Annotated in this window: 11 protein-coding genes; 9 read left to right on the top strand and 2 right to left on the bottom strand. The window is 73.9% G+C overall.

Going from position 1 to position 16,463, the window contains the following annotated elements; translation table 11 throughout:
• The first annotated feature begins 118 nt into the window (after nucleotides 1-118).
• A complete protein-coding gene (locus FHU36_RS29840; protein ID WP_312891916.1) occupies nucleotides 119-1,075 on the top strand; it encodes a DMT family transporter in 957 nt (318 codons plus the stop codon).
• A gap of 52 nt (nucleotides 1,076-1,127) precedes the next feature.
• On the top strand, nucleotides 1,128-2,126 hold the full coding sequence (locus FHU36_RS29835) for an ArsR/SmtB family transcription factor (protein WP_185087084.1): 999 nt from the start codon (nucleotides 1,128-1,130) through the stop codon (nucleotides 2,124-2,126).
• 89 nt (nucleotides 2,127-2,215) lie between these two features.
• Here FHU36_RS29835 and FHU36_RS29830 read toward each other — a convergent pair whose 3' ends face one another.
• Together FHU36_RS29830 and FHU36_RS29825 are read right to left on the bottom strand one after the other, a co-directional pair.
• Nucleotides 2,216-2,947, bottom strand: coding sequence for a DoxX family protein (locus tag FHU36_RS29830; protein ID WP_185087083.1), 732 nt, complete (start codon nucleotides 2,945-2,947; stop codon nucleotides 2,216-2,218).
• Between the two features lie 23 nt (nucleotides 2,948-2,970).
• Nucleotides 2,971-4,512, bottom strand: a complete 1,542-nt coding sequence (locus tag FHU36_RS29825; protein ID WP_185087082.1) for an MFS transporter — start codon at nucleotides 4,510-4,512, stop codon at nucleotides 2,971-2,973.
• 258 nt (nucleotides 4,513-4,770) lie between these two features.
• Here FHU36_RS29825 and FHU36_RS29820 point away from each other — a divergent pair, with 258 nt between their 5' ends.
• The 7 genes from FHU36_RS29820 (at nucleotide 4,771) to FHU36_RS29790 (ending at nucleotide 16,453) form a co-directional block, all read left to right on the top strand.
• On the top strand, nucleotides 4,771-6,903 hold the full coding sequence (locus tag FHU36_RS29820; protein WP_185087081.1) for a hypothetical protein: 2,133 nt from the start codon (nucleotides 4,771-4,773) through the stop codon (nucleotides 6,901-6,903).
• 135 nt (nucleotides 6,904-7,038) lie between these two features.
• Nucleotides 7,039-9,387, top strand: a complete 2,349-nt coding sequence (locus FHU36_RS29815) for an AAA family ATPase (protein ID WP_185087080.1) — start codon at nucleotides 7,039-7,041, stop codon at nucleotides 9,385-9,387.
• 75 nt (nucleotides 9,388-9,462) lie between these two features.
• Nucleotides 9,463-10,449, top strand: a complete 987-nt coding sequence (locus FHU36_RS29810) for an ABC transporter permease (protein ID WP_185087079.1) — start codon at nucleotides 9,463-9,465, stop codon at nucleotides 10,447-10,449.
• The gene (locus tag FHU36_RS29805) at nucleotides 10,446-11,357 is read left to right on the top strand and encodes an ABC transporter permease (protein WP_185087078.1); all 912 of its coding nucleotides are present in this window, start codon (nucleotides 10,446-10,448) and stop codon (nucleotides 11,355-11,357) included. Before FHU36_RS29810 ends, FHU36_RS29805 begins: the two co-directional genes overlap by 4 nt.
• On the top strand, nucleotides 11,354-13,585 hold the full coding sequence (locus FHU36_RS29800) for a dipeptide ABC transporter ATP-binding protein (protein ID WP_185087077.1): 2,232 nt from the start codon (nucleotides 11,354-11,356) through the stop codon (nucleotides 13,583-13,585). The genes FHU36_RS29805 and FHU36_RS29800 overlap by 4 nt, the downstream gene beginning before the upstream one ends.
• 19 nt (nucleotides 13,586-13,604) lie before the next feature.
• A complete protein-coding gene (locus tag FHU36_RS29795; RefSeq protein WP_246502603.1) occupies nucleotides 13,605-15,299 on the top strand; it encodes an ABC transporter family substrate-binding protein in 1,695 nt (564 codons plus the stop codon).
• A gap of 44 nt (nucleotides 15,300-15,343) precedes the next feature.
• The gene (locus FHU36_RS29790; protein WP_312891915.1) at nucleotides 15,344-16,453 is read left to right on the top strand and encodes a winged helix DNA-binding domain-containing protein; all 1,110 of its coding nucleotides are present in this window, start codon (nucleotides 15,344-15,346) and stop codon (nucleotides 16,451-16,453) included.
• Nucleotides 16,454-16,463 lie beyond the last annotated feature (10 nt).

The following is a 16,463-nucleotide window of genomic DNA, read 5'->3' as shown; positions in this document are numbered from 1 at the left end:
TCGGGGAGGCGCCTTCGACTACGCAGCAGCTTTGCGGTCGAAAATGCGGAAATATCCCTGCGACTTCGGTAGCCGCAGCCGCTACGCTCCGGGTGGCTCATCAAGCGGGAGGCACGGCGTGCGGATCAAGAACGCGGGGCGGTGGCTGCCGGGGTTCGTGGCGCTCGCCGCGATCTGGGGCAACAGCTTCTTCTTCATCAAGGTGGCGGTGGGGTCCCTCCATCCTCTGCAGGTGTCGTTCGGGCGGATGGCCGTGGGGACCCTCACGCTGCTCGTCGCCCTGGCCGTCGGCCGGAAGGCGCTTCCGCGCGACCCTCGCCTGTGGGGTCACTTCCAGGTGGCCTCCGTGGTGCTCACCACGCTGCCCTTCACCCTCTTCGCGTACGGCGAGCAGTACGTCTCCTCGGTCGTCGCGTCGATCTGGAACGCCACCACGCCCCTGTGCACCCTCGCCTTCACCCTGCTCCTGCGCACCGAGCGGGCCACCCGGAGCCGCGTGGCCGGGCTGGGGCTCGGGTTCGCGGGCGTCATGGTGGTGCTGGGCGTGTGGCAGCCGCTGGGCGGCGGGCAGCTCGCGGGCAGCCTGGCCTGCTTCGCCGCCGCGATGTGCTACGGCGTGGGCGGCGCGTACCTGGGCCGGTTCGTCACCGGCCGGCGGACCGAACCGGCGGTGGTGCTGGCCACCGGACAGCTCCTGAGCGGCACGGCGCAGCTCGCGGTCCTGACGCTGCTCGCCGGGGTGCCGCTGGTCGACACCACCGTCCCGGCGGCCGTCTGGTGGAGCATGCTGGCGCTGGGCGGGCTCGGCACCGGGACGGCGTACCTGCTGCTCTACTGGGTGCAGGTGCGTGCCGGGGTGACGACGACGTCCACGGTGACCTACCTGCTGCCGGTGTTCGCGGCGCTGTCGGGCGTGCTGGTGCTGGGGGAGGCGCTGACGTGGAACCAGCCGGTGGGCGCCGTGGTCATCCTGGCCGCCATCGCCCTCACCCAGGGGGTGCCGTTCCGGCGCGGGCGCCGGCGCGAGGCCGTGGCCGCCGAGCCGGGCGACAGGCGAGAGGAAAGGCGCCTGTAAGCCGGGAGTAAGCCCTCCGCTCTACCGTTCCGGCCACCGACAAGAACGACTTATGGGGGCCGAAGTAGCCAAGACCAACGTGTGGAGCGAACTGCGCATCTCATCCACGCCGCACCTGTCCGTGTCCATGTCGTCCAACCTCACTGTGCTCGCCATGATCGCCGACGCTCTCGCGGGCCGGCGGCGGGGGCTGCCCGAACCGCTGCGCAGAGCCATCGCCTCCCGGGTCGGCCGGTCGGGACACGCGGCCGTGCGGCCGCTGGCGGCGCCCGGCTACTCCGTCGCGCCCGACGCCGTCGTCCCGCGCGCTCCGGTGGGCGACGTCTCCGTGCACAGCCAGATCAGCGCGCTGCGCGACACCTCTCCGGACACCCTGATCAGAGACCTGGAACAGGCATTCGGCGCCGGGCCGTTGCCCGGTCACTGGCGTGCCGCCGCCGATCGCCCGGCGCAGTGGCTGAGCGGGTACGCCGACGCGCTGACCGACGTCTGGAACGCCGTCGAGCCGTTGTGGGAGCGGGCCCTGCCGCTGCTGCGCAAGGAGGTCGAGCGGATCGGCGTCGCCAGCGTGCGCGGTGGCCCCGAGCTCCTGTTCGGCTCCCTGACCGACCGCATCGTGGGCACCGAGGACGGGCTGCTCATCGGCGACATCGAGGCCAGCCGGTTCGAACTCGGCGAGCGGCCGGTCATCCTCGTGCCGATGCTGGCGGGCCGGGACGCGCTGATCGTCAGCCTGGACAACCCCGAGGTGGTGTGGATCGGCTACCCGCTGCCCGGCGCGGAGTCGCTGTGGCGCCCCGGCGCCGCCCCGGCCGTGGACGAGCTGTCGGCGCTCGTCGGGCCCGTCCGCGCCGCCCTGCTCGACATGCTGGACCGGCCCATGACCATGAGCATGCTGGCCGCCCGCCTGCAGATCGCGCCCAGCGGGCTCACGTACCACTGCGACCGGCTGAGCGCCGCCCGCCTCATCGTGAGGGAGCGGCGCGGCCGGGAGGTGTGGATCAGCCGGACCGAACGGGCCGGAGAGCTGCTCGGACTGTTCCGGGGCTGACGCCACCGGGCATCCACCCGCGGCCCCGCTCGCTGGGCGCACGCGACGTCATCACCGAGGGTGCGGCCCAGGTCGCCGAGGGTGCGGGCTCAGTCGCCGGATGGAGCACGGCGGCCGCGCGGCCGCGGCTTCTTGCTGCCGGCCACCAGCGTGTCGCCGGGCACGGCGGAGGAAGCGGACTCGTCGGCCGGTGCGGGGTCGGCGACGGGGAGGTCGGCCGCGGGCTGCGGAGCCGTGTCCGCCATGCGGTCCGCCAGGTCGCCTTTCGACCCGCCGGGCGCGCCGTCTCCCGCCGCGCCGCCCTCCGCCCGGGCGTCGGCGACAGGGGTCCCGCCCGCGGCGGTCCCGGGGGGATCGTCCGGGTCGCGGAGGGAGGCGATGACCCGGTCGGCCTCGGTGTCGGCGGCGAACTCGCTGGCCGCGGCCGACTCCCTGCGCCGGATCACCACCATGTGGTCGACCGACACGCGCCCCGCCCCCACCACGGCGAGCAGCAGCGCCGCCACGCCGAGCAGGATGAGCTCGTTCAGGCTGATCGGGTTGAGCGGCGGCGCCACCAGGAAGACCGCCAGCGACTCGGCGAACAGCAGCAGCCCCACCACCGGCACGATCAGCCCGGCGATCAGCAGCGCCCCGCCGATCAGCTCGGCCAGCATGGTCACCGTCGCCCAGGCCCGCGGCGCGGGCGCGCCCTGCGCCAGGAAGTCGGCCCCCGTGGAGTTGAGGCCCTCCTCCAGCTTGTGCCAGCCGTTGGCGAAGACGATGCCGCCCACGCCGAGGCGGGCGACTAACGCGGCGATGTCACGGAGGGCCTGTTTCACGGTAGATGTCTGCCCGGAGGGGGTCATGGCACACCTCGATCACGGCGCAGCAGCACGGCCACGGCGACGGCGGTGAGGCTGAGCAGGACGACGCTCACGACCACGGTCGTGTGCAGGGCGTTGACGAAGGCCCACCGGGCCGCGGACAGCAACGCGTCGCCGGTGCTACCGCCCATCTCACTCGCCACGTGGGCGGCTCCGGCGAGCGACTGCCGCGCCTGGTCCATGCCGACCTCGGGCACTCCGGGCACGGGTCGCAGCCCCGGCGCGTAAACGATCGCGGTGATCGTGCCGAGCACGGCGACCCCCAGCCCGGCCCCCAGCTCGTACGCGGTCTCCTCGATGGCGGCCGCGCCGCCCGCGTGGGACTCCGGACAGGCCGACATGATCGTGTCGGACGCGGCGAGCAGCGCCACCTGGACTCCGAACCCGATGCCCACGAAGCAGATCGCGAGCATCACCGGATGCCCCTCCACGCCCCAGCCCAACGTCGGGGTCAGGGCGAGCGCGACCAGGCCGAGCCCGCCGCTCATAGTGCCGCGCAGGCCGAGCCGGGGCAGGATGTGGGCGGCCGCGAGCCCGCCCGCGATGGCCGACAGGACGAGCGGCAGCATCCTGACCGCGGCGCGCACCGGGCTGTCGCCGAGCACGAGCTGGAGGTACTGGGCCAGCATGAGCTGCAGCCCCACCAGCGCGAACACGCCCAGCAGCACCCCGGCCACCCCGGTGGTGAACCCGCGGTCGCGGAACAGGCCCACCTCCAGCAGGGGCGTCGCCAGCCGCGACTGCCGCCGGACGAACCACACGAGCAGCGCCACCCCGCCCGCGAAGATCGCCAGAGCGGCGCCGACCGGCATCAGGCTGCCCGACCCGGCCTCCTTGAGCCCGAACGCCAGGGCCAGGATGCCCAGCACGGACAGCACCGCGCTCAGCCCGTCCCACGCGTGGTCGGCTCGCCCGCGCGACTCCGGCAGCAGCCGGACGGCGGCGGGCAGCAGGACGAGCAGGATCGGCACGTTGACGAGGAACACCGCGCCCCACCACAGGCCCACCAGCACCCCGCCGATCATCGGCCCGACCGCGGCGCCGGCGGCGGCGACCGCGCTCCAGACGCCCAGCGCGATGGCCCGTTCGCGGCGGTCGGTGAAGACCTGGCGGATCAGCGACAGCGTGGCCGGCATGATCATGGCTCCGCCAACGCCGAGCAGCGCCCGGGACAGGATGAGGGCGAGCGGGGTGGGGGAGAAGGCGGCCGCGGCCGAGGCCACCCCGAACAGCACGAACCCGGCCAGCACCAGCCGTTTTCGCCCGTAGCGGTCGCCCAGCGTGCCGAACATGATCAGCAGCGGCGCCACGACGAGCGAGTACACGTCGATGATCCACAGCAGTTGCACCGCCGAGGGCTCCAGCGCCGCGGTGAGCGCGGGAACGGCGATGTGCAGGACGGTGGCGTCGACGGTGATCAGCAGCAGGCTCAGGCAGAGCACCAGGAGGATCGCCCAGCGGTTGTCCTGTGGCTGCCGAGCCGCACGCCGGATGACGGGCGCGGCCTTCGTGACGGTCATGGGCCTCCTTGCGGGCCGGTCCGGTCACAACTGGCCCGCACGTGCTGGTGCTCGCCGCCGCCGCGGAACCCGCCGGCTCGTGCCTCGCTCTCTGCTCTCGGGCTCCCTGGCTCCGGCCTGCGTGGCAGCTTAGGCCATGGCATGCACTTGGTATAGCGGTATCGACGCATCCAAGGTCCCCACCCGTACCTCTCTAGAGAGATACAGCCCTATGTCGGGATCTGTTCAAGGTTCACCCACCGGCCGACGATGGGCAGCGTGGGGATAGCTCGAAATGGTAGCAAAAGTGACGAAAAAGCGGACAAATCCTCACGCGAATGGTGTGCGGAGGCCGCCGCCCGGCTCCACGCCGAACGCCCCGAGGACGCGCTGAGCGCGGCCCGCGCCGCCGCCGACCTGGACCCGGCCGGCGAGTGGCCGCACCGCCTCACCGGGCTCGCCCTCGAACGGCTCGGCCGCGACCGCGACGCCCTCCCACCGGCCCGGCACGCGGTACGGCTCGCGCCCGGCTCCTGGGCCGCCCGGCTGGGGCTGGCCACGGTGCTCAGCCACCTGCCCGGCCACTGGGACGAGGCCGCCGGCCAGGCCGCGCTGGCCCGCAGGTACGCGCCGGAACGCCCCGAACCCCTCGTCCTGGAGGGCGACCTGGCCCTGCTGCGCGGCACGCACGATCGCGCCGAAGCCGCCTACCGGACCGCCCTCGACCTCGACCCCGGCCACCTTCAGGCCCGCGTCAACCTCGGCCTCGCGCTGCTGCGCTGGGACCCGGCCCGTGCCCACCACGACCCCGCCTGGCCGATCGACCCGCGGGAGACCGGCCGCGCCAGACGGGCGCTGGAGGTGTGGTCGCGCCAGGCCCACCTCCTGGCGGCACTCGCCACGGTTGCGGCCACGACGCTCGCGACGGCCTTCGACCTCGGCGGCCCGGCCGGGATGGCAGGGCTGGCCGGGCTCGCCGCCCTGGTGCCGCTCACGCTCCGGCAGGCACGCCGGGTGCGGATCTGGCGGTGGGTGCCCGCGATGCTCGCCCGCGATCCGTGGCTCGGCGCGGCCGTGCTGTCGGCGGTGGTGTCGGTGGGGGCGTTCGCCGGGTGGCTCGGATCGGCCCTGCTGCCGGGAACGTCCCCCTTCCTGGGCCCGGTGTGGGGCGGGCTGGGGCTGATCGCGGTGCTGAGCGGGCCCGCGCACGCGGCCCTCCGCCTGCTCGCCCAGACCTGGCGCGGCCACCCCCTCCAGGCCCTCTCCCTCTTCACCACCGCCTCCTTCATCCCCCACCCCGCGAACGCGCCCGGCACGGACGGACCGGAGGCCACCTCCGACGCGAGCACCACCGAGGAAGGGGCGGCGCAGCACGACGCGGGCGGCCCGGCGGAGCGGGCGGAGCGCGCGGCGCGAGGGGACACGGGGGCGGGCGGCGTGCACGGGGTGCGGGTGGCCCGAGGAGACGTGGGGGCAGGCGGCGTGCACGGGGTGCGGGTGGCGCGGCGGAACGCGGGCGTGGCGCTGTGGATCCTCATCGGCCGCACCTGGTCGGTCCTCGCCGCCCTGACGGCCGTCGCGCTCGTCGCCGAACCGCGGGCGGCCCCGGTCGCGGTGGCCGCCGGAGTCCTCGCCGCCGCCGCACCGTACCCGCTGCTGCGCGCCTTCTGCCGCGTCCCCCGCCCCGCTGATCACGTCCACCGCGCCGCCGGCCGCGGCCCCCGTCCTGCTGATCACGTCTACGGCGCCTCCGGCCAGGTCCCTCGCCCCGCTGATCACGTCCACCGTGGCTCCGGCGGCGTTCCCCTCTCCTCCGGGCGCGCGCGGCGCGGCGTCGGTGCAACCGGGCGTGCGTATCGCGACGACCCCTGGCCGGCCGGCGCCGTCGTGCTGCTCGTGCTCGCCGCCGCCGGCTGCGCGGCGGGCGGCGCGCTGGGAGCCGTCTGGGCACGGCTCGCGGGCCCGGCCGCGCTGGCGGTCGTGGCGGTCATGTTCGCGCTGCTGTCGGCGCGCGCCTGGTGGCGCGGCGTGCCGGGCCCCTGGCGGTCCTCCCTGCTGCGGTGCGACCTGCCCGCCGGCGCCGACCCGTCCGTGCCGCTGCATCCCCGCGTACGGCGGGCGTTCGCCTACGCCCGGAGCGCCGTGCTGACCTTCGGCGACCCCCTCGGCCCCCGGATGGTGGGCGCCGCGACCTCGGTGGGGCCGGCCGGCGACCTGAGGGTGGTCGTCGAGGACGAGGCGTGGCAGGCGGTGGAGGCGGACCCGAGAGTGGCCGTGTTCGCCGCCGACCCGGAGCGCGGGCGGCACTGGGTGGAGGTGCGCGGCATCGCCGTCGCCGGACCGGGCAGCCTGCGCGTCACCCCCAAACAGGTGCTGGTAGGGGAGTTCCCGGGGCGGCACCAGCGCCACTAGCGCGACCCCCGGCGCCGGGCGGGCCCGTGGGGCGGGGAGTCGCGGGGGCGCCGGCCGTCACCTTCACCTGGCGTGTCAGGTCCGCCCAATCGGCCGTCCGGTGCGGTATAACCGGGGGCGGACCGGGGAGGCGTGATGCGTGAGTCCGGCAGGACCCAGGCCGCTGGGCGGGCCGCGGCGAGGGATCTGTTCGAAAGGGTGCGGCTGCGCTACTTCCGCCTTCCCCCGGCCGTCCGGCGGGTGATGTACGCCGGCGTGCTCATCGGCTCCGTGGGCCTGGCCGCCGCGCTCGGCTGGGACCTGTGGCAGACCTTCCTCATCACGCTCATCGTGCTCGGGTTCGCCGCGCTCGCGCTGCGCTTCCCGCGCGCCGCCGCGACCGCCCTGGTGGTGGGCGCCTGGGCGGCGCTGGTGCCCGTCATGAGCGTGCTGTTCCCCGGACGATCGCCGGCCCCGACGCTGCTGCTCGTGCTCGCCGTGCCCGTCGTCGCCGCCGCCCACCTGATCCGCTGGGTGGCGCCGTGGCTGACCGCGCTGCTCGCCCTCGTCCCCGCCGGGCTGCTGGCCGCCGCCGTGTCGCCGGTCTCCGACGGCATCGCCGTCTGGGTCGCGTACGGCGCCGCGGCGGTCGTGCTGCTCTACCGCTTCGTGCTCGCCCGCCGGGCCAAGGCCGAGCTGACCACGCGCGAGCAGGAGCAACTGCGCGTCCGGGTGCGCGAGGGCCGGCCCGGCCCCCAGGCGGACAAGGCGGCGGCGCCGCCCAGCATCTCGGTCGAGGAGGCGCTGGGCGAGCTGGAGAGCATGATCGGTCTCGCGCCGGTCAAGGAGCAGGTCCGCTCCATCGCCGCCTCCATCGAGGCGTCCCGGCTGCGCGCGGAGGCCGGCTACACCTCCGGGCGGCCGACCCGCCACTTCGTGTTCGTCGGCCCGCCGGGCACCGGAAAGACCAGCGTCGCCCGTACCCTCGCCAAGATCTTCTACGCTTTCGGCCTGCTGGAGACCCCGTACGTGGTCGAGGCGCAGCGGGCCGACCTGGTGGGGGAGTTCCTCGGCGCCACCGCCATCAAGACGAACGAGCTGGTGGACCGGGCGCTCGGCGGCGTGCTGTTCATCGACGAGGCGTACGGGCTGGTCAACTCCTCCGACGGGCAGCCCGACCGGTTCGGCGCGGAGGCCGTGCAGACGCTGCTCAAGAGGGCCGAGGACGACCGCGACAGACTGATCATCATCCTGGCCGGCTACGAGCAGGAGATGACCTCCTTCCTCGCCTCCAACCCCGGCCTGGCCAGCAGGTTCGCCACCAGGGTGCGCTTCCCCAGCTACTCGCCCGCCGAGCTGGCCGAGATCACCGGGCTGCTGCAGCGCCGCCGCGGCGACACGATGGCCACCGACACCGGGGCCGCGCTGCTCGGCCTGTTCGAGGACGTGCAGCGCCGCGGCCTGGTCGACGAGCTGGGCAACGCCCGGTTCGCCCGCAGCCTGGTCGAGGCCGCCGCGCAGGCCCGCGACGTGCGCGTGGTGGGCGCGGGCGGCACCCCGACCACCGAGGACCTGGTCACCACGACCACGCCCGACGTGACCAAGGCGTTCAACGAGCTGACCGCCCGCTTCCGCGGTTACGAGGCCACGCCCACCCTGGAGGAGGCGCTCGGCGACCTCGACCGCATGGCCGGGCTCGCCCCCGTCAAACGGCAGGTCCACGCCATCGCCGCGCAGCTCCAGGTGGCCCGGATGCGCCAGGAGCGCGGCCTGCCCACGCCGCAGCAGATGCGCCACTTCGTGTTCGTCGGCCCGCCCGGCACCGGCAAGACCACCGTCGCCCGCGTGGTCGGCCGTGTCTTCGCCGCGCTCGGCCTGCTCGCCCGGCCCGACGTGGTGGAGGCGCAGCGCGCCGACCTGGTCGGCCAGCACCTCGGCGCCACCGCCATCAAGACGAACGAGCTGGTGGACCGGGCGCTCGGCGGCGTGCTGTTCGTCGACGAGGCCTACAGCCTGGTCAACCCCGGCTACTCCGGCGGCGACGCGTTCGGCGCCGAGGCCGTGCAGACGCTGCTCAAGAGGGCCGAGGACGACCGCGACCGGCTCGTCGTCGTGCTGGCCGGCTACGAACGCGAGATGGACGCCTTCCTGGCCACCAACCCCGGTCTGGCCAGCCGGTTCAACCAGCGCGTCGCCTTCCCCAGCTACACCCCCGACGAGCTGTCGGAGATCGCGGTGCTGCTGGCCGAGAAGGCGGGAGACCGCTTCGACGAGGCGGCGCTGCGCGACCTGGACGAGGTCTTCACCTGGGTCTGCGAGGAACGGCTGATCGACGGGCTGGGCAACGGCCGGTTCGCCAGGTCGCTGTTCGAGCGGGCCGCCATGCGCCGTGACGTGCGGCTGGCGGCCGTGGCCGCGCAGGGCGGCTCCGCCACCTCGGCCGAGCTGACGACGATCACGAGTGACGACGTGCGCACCGCGGTGGACGAACTCTCCGGACGTTGAGCCCGCACTTGCGTGCACCCTCCCCCGCGCATGGTGTAGCTATATGACTACGCACCGTGCGCGGGAGGGGGGACGATGGCGGGGTTCCTGGCCCGCAGGCTGCTCAACTACCTCGTGCTCGTCGCCGTCGCCGCCAGCCTCGCCTACCTGCTGGCCGCCACCGCCCTCGACCCGCGATCCAACTACGCCGACCGCACCCCCAAGCCGCCGGCGGCGGTGGTCGACGCCCAGCTCACCGCCCTCAACCTCAACGACCGCACGCCGCTGGTCCAGCGCTACGCCACCTGGGCGGCCGGGGTGCTGCACGGCGACTTCGGCAGGAGTGTGACGGGCTCGCCGGTCGGCGACGACCTCAGGCGGCGGGCCGGTGTGACGTCCCGGCTGGTGCTGCTCGGGCTGGTCTTCGGCAGCCTGGCGGGGGTGGCCGTCGGCGCGCTGGCCGCAATCGGCCAGTACGGCTGGTTCGACCGGGTGTCGGCCGGCTTGTCGCTCGCGGTGCTGGCCGTGCCCGTGGTCGTCCTGGCCAACATGCTCATCCTGGCCGGCACCTGGGCCAACGAGCGCCTCTTCGGCCACCAGGTGTTCCTGGTGAGCGGCGAATACAGCGACGGGCTCGACGCCGGGCTCTGGGGGCAGGCGGTCGACCGGCTCCAGCACCTGCTTCTGCCCACCGTGTCGCTGTCGCTCGGGCTCGTCGCGGTGTTCAGCCGCTACCAACGCAACATGATGCTCGACGTGCTCGGCGCCGACTTCGTCCGGACGGCCAGGGCCAAGGGGCTCAGCCGGAGCGCCGCGCTCACCCGCCACGCGCTGCGCACGGCGCTGATCCCGGTCGTGACCTACTTCGCGTTCACCTTCGGAGTCCTGCTCACCGGCGCCACCTTCACCGAGAAGATCTTCGGCTGGCACGGGCTGGGCGAGCAGCTGATCAACTCGATCTTCACCAACGACGTCAACACGGTCGCCGCCATCTCCGTCCTCGCCGCGGTCGCCGTCCTGTGCGCGGCGCTGGCCGCCGACCTGCTGCACGCCGCGCTCGACCCGCGGGTGAGGGCCGGATGACGCTGTCCGACGAGGAACTGGCCGAGGACCTGACCCGTAGCGGCCCGGAGCCCCCGCCGCCCTCCAGGGGCCGGGTGGTGGCCCGTCGCTTCCTGGCGGTCCCGCGCGGGCGCGTCGGGCTGGCCACGCTCGGCCTGCTCTTCCTGCTCGCCTTCGCCGGCCCGCTGGTCAGCCCTTGGTCCTACACCGATCGCGACTTCACCGCCTTCCTGCAGCCGCCGTCGGCCGCCCACTGGCTCGGCACCCTGCAGACCGGCGCCGACGTCTTCGCGGTGACCCTGCGGGGCATGCAGAAGTCGCTGGTCGTCGGCCTGCTCGCGTCGCTGGTGTCCACCGCGCTGGCCGCCCTGGTGGGCGCCTTCGCCGGCTACTTCCTCGGCTGGACCGACCGGGCGCTGACCTGGCTCACCGACCTGCTCCTGGTGCTGCCCGCGTTCCTCATCCTGGCGATCATGTCGCCGCTGTTCGGGTCGGGGGCGTGGGTGCTGTTCGTGGTCATGCTGGCGCTGTTCCTGTGGATGGTCACCTCCAAGATCGTCAGAGGGATGACGATCTCGCTCAAGCAGCGCGAGTTCATCCAGGCCGCCCGGTTCATGGGCGTCCCGCCGGTGACGATCATCTTCAGGCACGTGCTGCCCAACCTGTCGTCGCTGCTCGTCGTCGACGCCACCCTCAACGTCAGCGCGGCCATCCTCACCGAGACGTCGCTGTCGTACTTCGGGTTCGGCATCCAGCCGCCCGACGTGTCGTTCGGCACGCTGATCGCCGACGGCGCCAGGACCGCCGTCTACGCGCCGTGGACGTTCTGGTTCGTGGCCGGGCTGCTGGTGGTCACCGTGCTCGCGGTCAACCTCGTCGGCGACGCCCTGCGCGACGCGTTCGACCCCGCCGCCACGAGGGCGCGATGACCACCGCGCCGGCCACCGAGGCCCTCCGGACCGCGCCCGTCCTGGAGGTGCGCGACCTCAACGTCTGGTTCGGCGACGTGCACGCCGTGCGGGGGGTCGGCTACGAGGTGCGCCCCGGCGAGGTCCTCGGCATCGTCGGCGAGTCCGGCTCCGGCAAGTCGGTCACCTCGGCAGCCGTGATGGGCCTGCTGCCGCGCGGGGCCCGCGTCACCGGCTCGGTGCGGCTGCACGGCAGGGAGCTGGTCGGCGCCCGCGAGAAGGAGCTGACCGCGCTGCGCGGCCGGGCCATGTCGATGGTCTTCCAGGACCCGCTGTCCGCCCTCACCCCCGTCTACCGGGTGGGCGACCAGATCGCCGAGGCCGTGCGCGTCCACCAGCGGGTCACCAAGGAGCAGGCCCTGGTCAAGGCCGTCGCCCTGCTCGACCTGGTCGGCATCCCCAACCCGGCGCAGCGGGCGCTGGCCTTTCCCCACGAGTTCTCCGGCGGCATGCGGCAGCGCGTCGTGATCGCCATGGCCATCGCCAACGACCCCGATGTGATCATCTGCGACGAGCCGACGACCGCGCTCGACGTCACCGTCCAGGCGCAGGTCCTGGAGGTGCTGAAGACGGCCCAGCGCGAGACCGGCGCCGCGATCGTCATGATCACCCACGATCTGGGGGTGGTGGCCGGGTTCGCCGACCGGGTGATGGTCATGTACGCGGGCCGCCCGGTGGAGGTGGGCGACGTGGACGACGTCTACTACCGGCCGCGCATGCCGTACACGGTGGGGCTGCTCGGGTCGATCCCGCGCGTCGACCGCGACGGGCGGCGGCCGCTGGCGCCCATCGAGGGCAGCCCGCCCTCGCCCGCCGCGCTGCCGCCCGGCTGCCCGTTCGCGCCGCGTTGCGAGCTGCGGGCGCCGGTGTGCGACGAGGCGGAGCCGCCGCTGTTCGACGTCGGCCCCGGCCACCGGGCGGCCTGCGTCCGGTGGGAGGAGGCGGGCCCGCGCCCGGCCGCCTCCGGCATGGCCGGCGACCGGGACGCCACGGGTGCCGCGGGTGCAGCGGGCGCAGCGGGTGCCGCGGGCGCAGCGGGTGCGGTGGCCGGCGCGCGGGTGGCGGGGGTGCGGCCGGAGGCGCCGGTGCTGCGGGTGGAGGGGCTGGTCAAGCACTACCCGCTGCTGAAGGGGGCGCTGTTCAGGCGGCGGGTCGGCACCGTGCAGGCCGTGGCCGGCGTCAGCTTCGACGTGCGCCGGGGCGAGACGCTCGGCCTGGTCGGCGAGTCGGGCTGCGGCAAGACGACGACGCTGATGGAGATCCTGGAGCTCGCCGCGCCGCAGCAGGGCCGGATCGTCGTGCTCGGCCGCGACACCGCCGGCCTCGGCGCCGCCGGGCGCAAGGAGATCAGGCGCGACATGCAGGTGGTCTTCCAGGACCCGCTGGCCTCGCTCGACCCGCGCATGACCGTGCACGACATCCTCGCCGAGCCGCTGCGCACCCATGCCGTCGGCGACCCGGCCCGGCGCGTGCGTGAGCTGCTCGACCTGGTCGGCCTCGCGCCCGAGCACGCCGGGCGCTACCCGCAGGACTTCTCGGGCGGCCAGCGCCAGCGCATCGGGATCGCCCGCGCTCTGGCTCTGGAGCCCCGCCTGCTGGTGCTCGACGAGCCGGTCTCCGCGCTCGACGTGTCGATCCAGGCCGGGGTGATCAATCTGCTGGGCGCGCTGAAGGCCCGGCTCGGCCTGTCCTACCTGTTCGTGGCGCACGACCTGGCGGTGGTACGCCACATCGCCGACCGGGTGGCCGTCATGTACCTGGGCCGCATCGCCGAGATCGGGGCCGTCGACGCCGTCTACGGCGCGCCCGCCCACCCGTACACGCAGGCGTTGCTGTCGGCGATCCCCCTCCCCGACCCGGTCCGCGAGCGCACCCGCGCCCGGATCCTGCTCGAAGGCGACCTCCCGAGCCCGGCGCACCCGCCGTCGGGCTGCCGCTTCCGCACCCGATGCCCGAAGTTCCGCGCCGAGCTGACGGACGGGCAACGGGTCCGGTGCGTCACCACCGAGCCCGCCGTACTGCCGCTCACGGGCCGTGCCGAGGGGCCCGGTGCCGGTGAGCACGGTGCCGGTGAGCCCGGTGCCGGTGAGCACGGTGCTGACCGGCCCGGTGCCGAGGGGCCCGGTGACGCACAAGGCGATGACCACGACGTGGCCTGCCACTACGCGCAGCGGCTCGACGTCGTCTAGACCAGGAAGGTCGCTTCTCATGAGAGCAACACGACTCGCCACCGCCATGATCATGGCGATGGCCGTGGCCGGCCCGCTGGCGGGCTGCGGCGGTCAGGGCGGTCCGGGCGGCGCCCCCGGTGACGACGGCGGCCTGGCCGTCAAGGCGTTCGACGTCAACCCGCAGCCGCGCGACCGGGTCAAGGACGGCGGCACGCTGCGCTGGGGGGTCAACGAGTTCCCCGCCCAGTGGAACCGCAACCACGTCGACGGCAACCTCGCCGTCGCCGCCATGATCACCAACGCGTTGCTGCCGTCGCCGTTCCTGTCCGACGAGACGGCGGAGATCACGCCCAACCCCGACTACCTGGTCAGCGCCGAGGTCACCCGCCGCGAGCCGAAGCAGGTGATCACCTACCGGCTCAACCCCGAGGCGAAGTGGTCGGACGGCAAGCCGATCACCTGGGTCGACTACGAGGCCCAGTGGCGGGCGCTCAAGGGCGAGGACCCCGCCTTCCACATCGTCTCGTCCACCGGCTACCAGGACATCGAGAAGGTGGCCCGGGGCAGGGACGACCACGAGGTGGTGGTGACCTTCGCCCGGCCGTTCGGCGACTGGCAGTCGCTGTTCGGGCCGCTGCTGCCCGCCTCGGCCAACCGGACGCCCGAGGCGTTCAACACCGCCTGGCTCAACCGCATCCCGGTGACGGCCGGGCCGTTCGCCTTCAAGGCGTTCGACCAGACGGCCAAGACGATCACGCTGGTCCGCGACGAGCGGTGGTGGGGCGAACGGGCCAAGCTCGACCAGATCGTCTACCGCGCCTCCGAGCAGGACTCGCTGATCGGCGCGTTCGGCAACGGCGAGCTGGACATCGCCGACATCGGCCCCTCCGCGCCCGACTACGCCCGCGCCCGCTCCACCCCGAACAGCCAGGTGCGCCAGGCGGCCGGGCCCGACTTCCGCCACTTCACCTTCAACGGCTCCAGCGACCTGCTGCGCGACGTACGGGTCCGCAGGGCGCTCCAGCTCGGCGTCAACCGGCAGGCGATCGCCCAGTCCGACCTGCAGGGCCTCGACTGGCCCACCACGCCGCTGAACAACCACTTCTTCATGAACACCCAGGACGGCTACCAGGACAACGCCGGCGACCTCGGCGCCCACGATCCCGCACGGGCCGGGAAGCTCCTGGAGGAGGCCGGCTGGAAGCTCGCCGGCGCCGTCCGCCAGAAGGACGGCAAGCCGCTGGATCTGAGGTTCGTGGTGCCGTCGGGCGTGCAGGTCAGCAAGTCGGAGGCCGAGCTGGCGCAGACCATGCTCGGGCAGATCGGGGTCAAGGTCACCATCCAGGCGGTGCCGAGCGCCGACTTCTTCACCAAGTACGTCATCCCCGGCAACTTCGACATCACAGCCTTCTCCTACATCGGCACCCCGTTCCCGGTGTCGAGCAGCTACGGCATCTACGCCGACAGCCCCGACGGCAAGACGTGGAACGCCAACTTCGGCCGCACCGGGTCGAAGGCCATCGACGACGCGATGAACAAGGCCGCCCAGAGCCTCGACCCGGCGCGGGCGCGGGAGGCCGTCAACGAGGCCGACCGGCTGATCTGGCAGGAGGTGAACGTGCTGCCCCTCTACCAGCGGCCGCAGAACGTCGCCGTCCGCGCGACGCTGGCCAACGTCGGCGCCCGGGGCTTCTACAACCTGCGCTACGAGGACATCGGCTTCACCGCCTGAACCCCGGCGCCCGAAATGTCGGCCGGGTCGGATAGAAGTGGACGGTGACCCTTGACCTGACCTGGCCGCAGATCCTGACGTGGCGGCTGGCCCGCCAGTTCGTGAGGGGCCCCGGCGGCCCCGGCGCGGTGGCGATCGCCCGACGGCTGGGCGGCGTGCAGACCCAGGTGCCCTCCTCGGCCCGGCTCGCCGTCGCCCTCAGGAGCGCCCGGCCGGCGACCGACGAGATCGACACGGCGCTGTGGGCCGACCGCACGCTCGCCAAGACGTGGGTCATGCGCGGCACCCTGCACCTTGTGCCCTCTGACGAGCTGCCCGCCCACTGCTCGGCCCTGTCCACGCTGCGCTTCTGGGAGAAGGGCTCCTGGCAGCGCGGCCACGGTGTCACCGCGGCCGAGATCGGCGCCGTCATCGAGGCCGTGCCGCACGTGCTGGGCGAGCGGCCGCTGACCCGCGAGGAGCTGGTCGACGCCGTCGTCGAGGTCACCGGCGACGCCCACCTGCGCGAGGGGCTCACCTCCGGCTGGGGCGTGCTGCTCAAGCCCCTCAGCCGGCTGGGCGAGCTGTGCTACGGGCCACCGCGTGCGGGCAAGGTGACGTTCACCGCGCCGCGCCGCTGGCTGCCCGGCTGGCCCGCCGAGCTGCCGCCCCAGGAGAAGGCCGGGGTCGCGGTCGCGCGCGCCTTCCTGGGTGCCCACGGGCCGGCGACGCCCGAGATGTTCGACGCGTGGCTGTTCGGCGGAGTGGCGCGCAAGGCCGTGCTCAAGGCGTGGTTCCGCGACCTCGCGCCCGAGCTGACCGAGGTGCGGACTCCCGACGGCCACACCCTCCTCGCCCTGACCGAGCACCTCGACGAGCTCGCCGCCACCCGGCCGGCCGGAGAGGTCCACCTGCTGCCCGGCTTCGACCCCTACATCCTGGGCGCGCCGCGCAGCCTGGAGCCGCTCGTCCCGGCCGGGGTCAAGGCGCGGGTCAGCCGCCAGGCGGGCTGGATCTCGCCGGTCGTCCTGCACGACGGCCGGGTCACGGGCGTCTGGGAGCCGAAGGACGGCCGGGCCGTCGTGGAGCTGTTCGAGCAGGTGCCGCAGCCCGCGCTCGACGCGGCCGTCGCCCGGGTCGAGGCCCTCCTGAGCGCCGGCGCCGCGCGGACATAGGGCAGGCTTG

Source organism: Nonomuraea muscovyensis (assembly GCF_014207745.1).
In the GTDB taxonomy this organism is placed as follows: Bacteria; Actinomycetota; Actinomycetes; order Streptosporangiales; family Streptosporangiaceae; genus Nonomuraea; species Nonomuraea muscovyensis.
The sequence above is the reverse complement of the archived record's forward strand: the minus strand, read 5'-3'. Positions and strand labels throughout refer to the sequence as shown.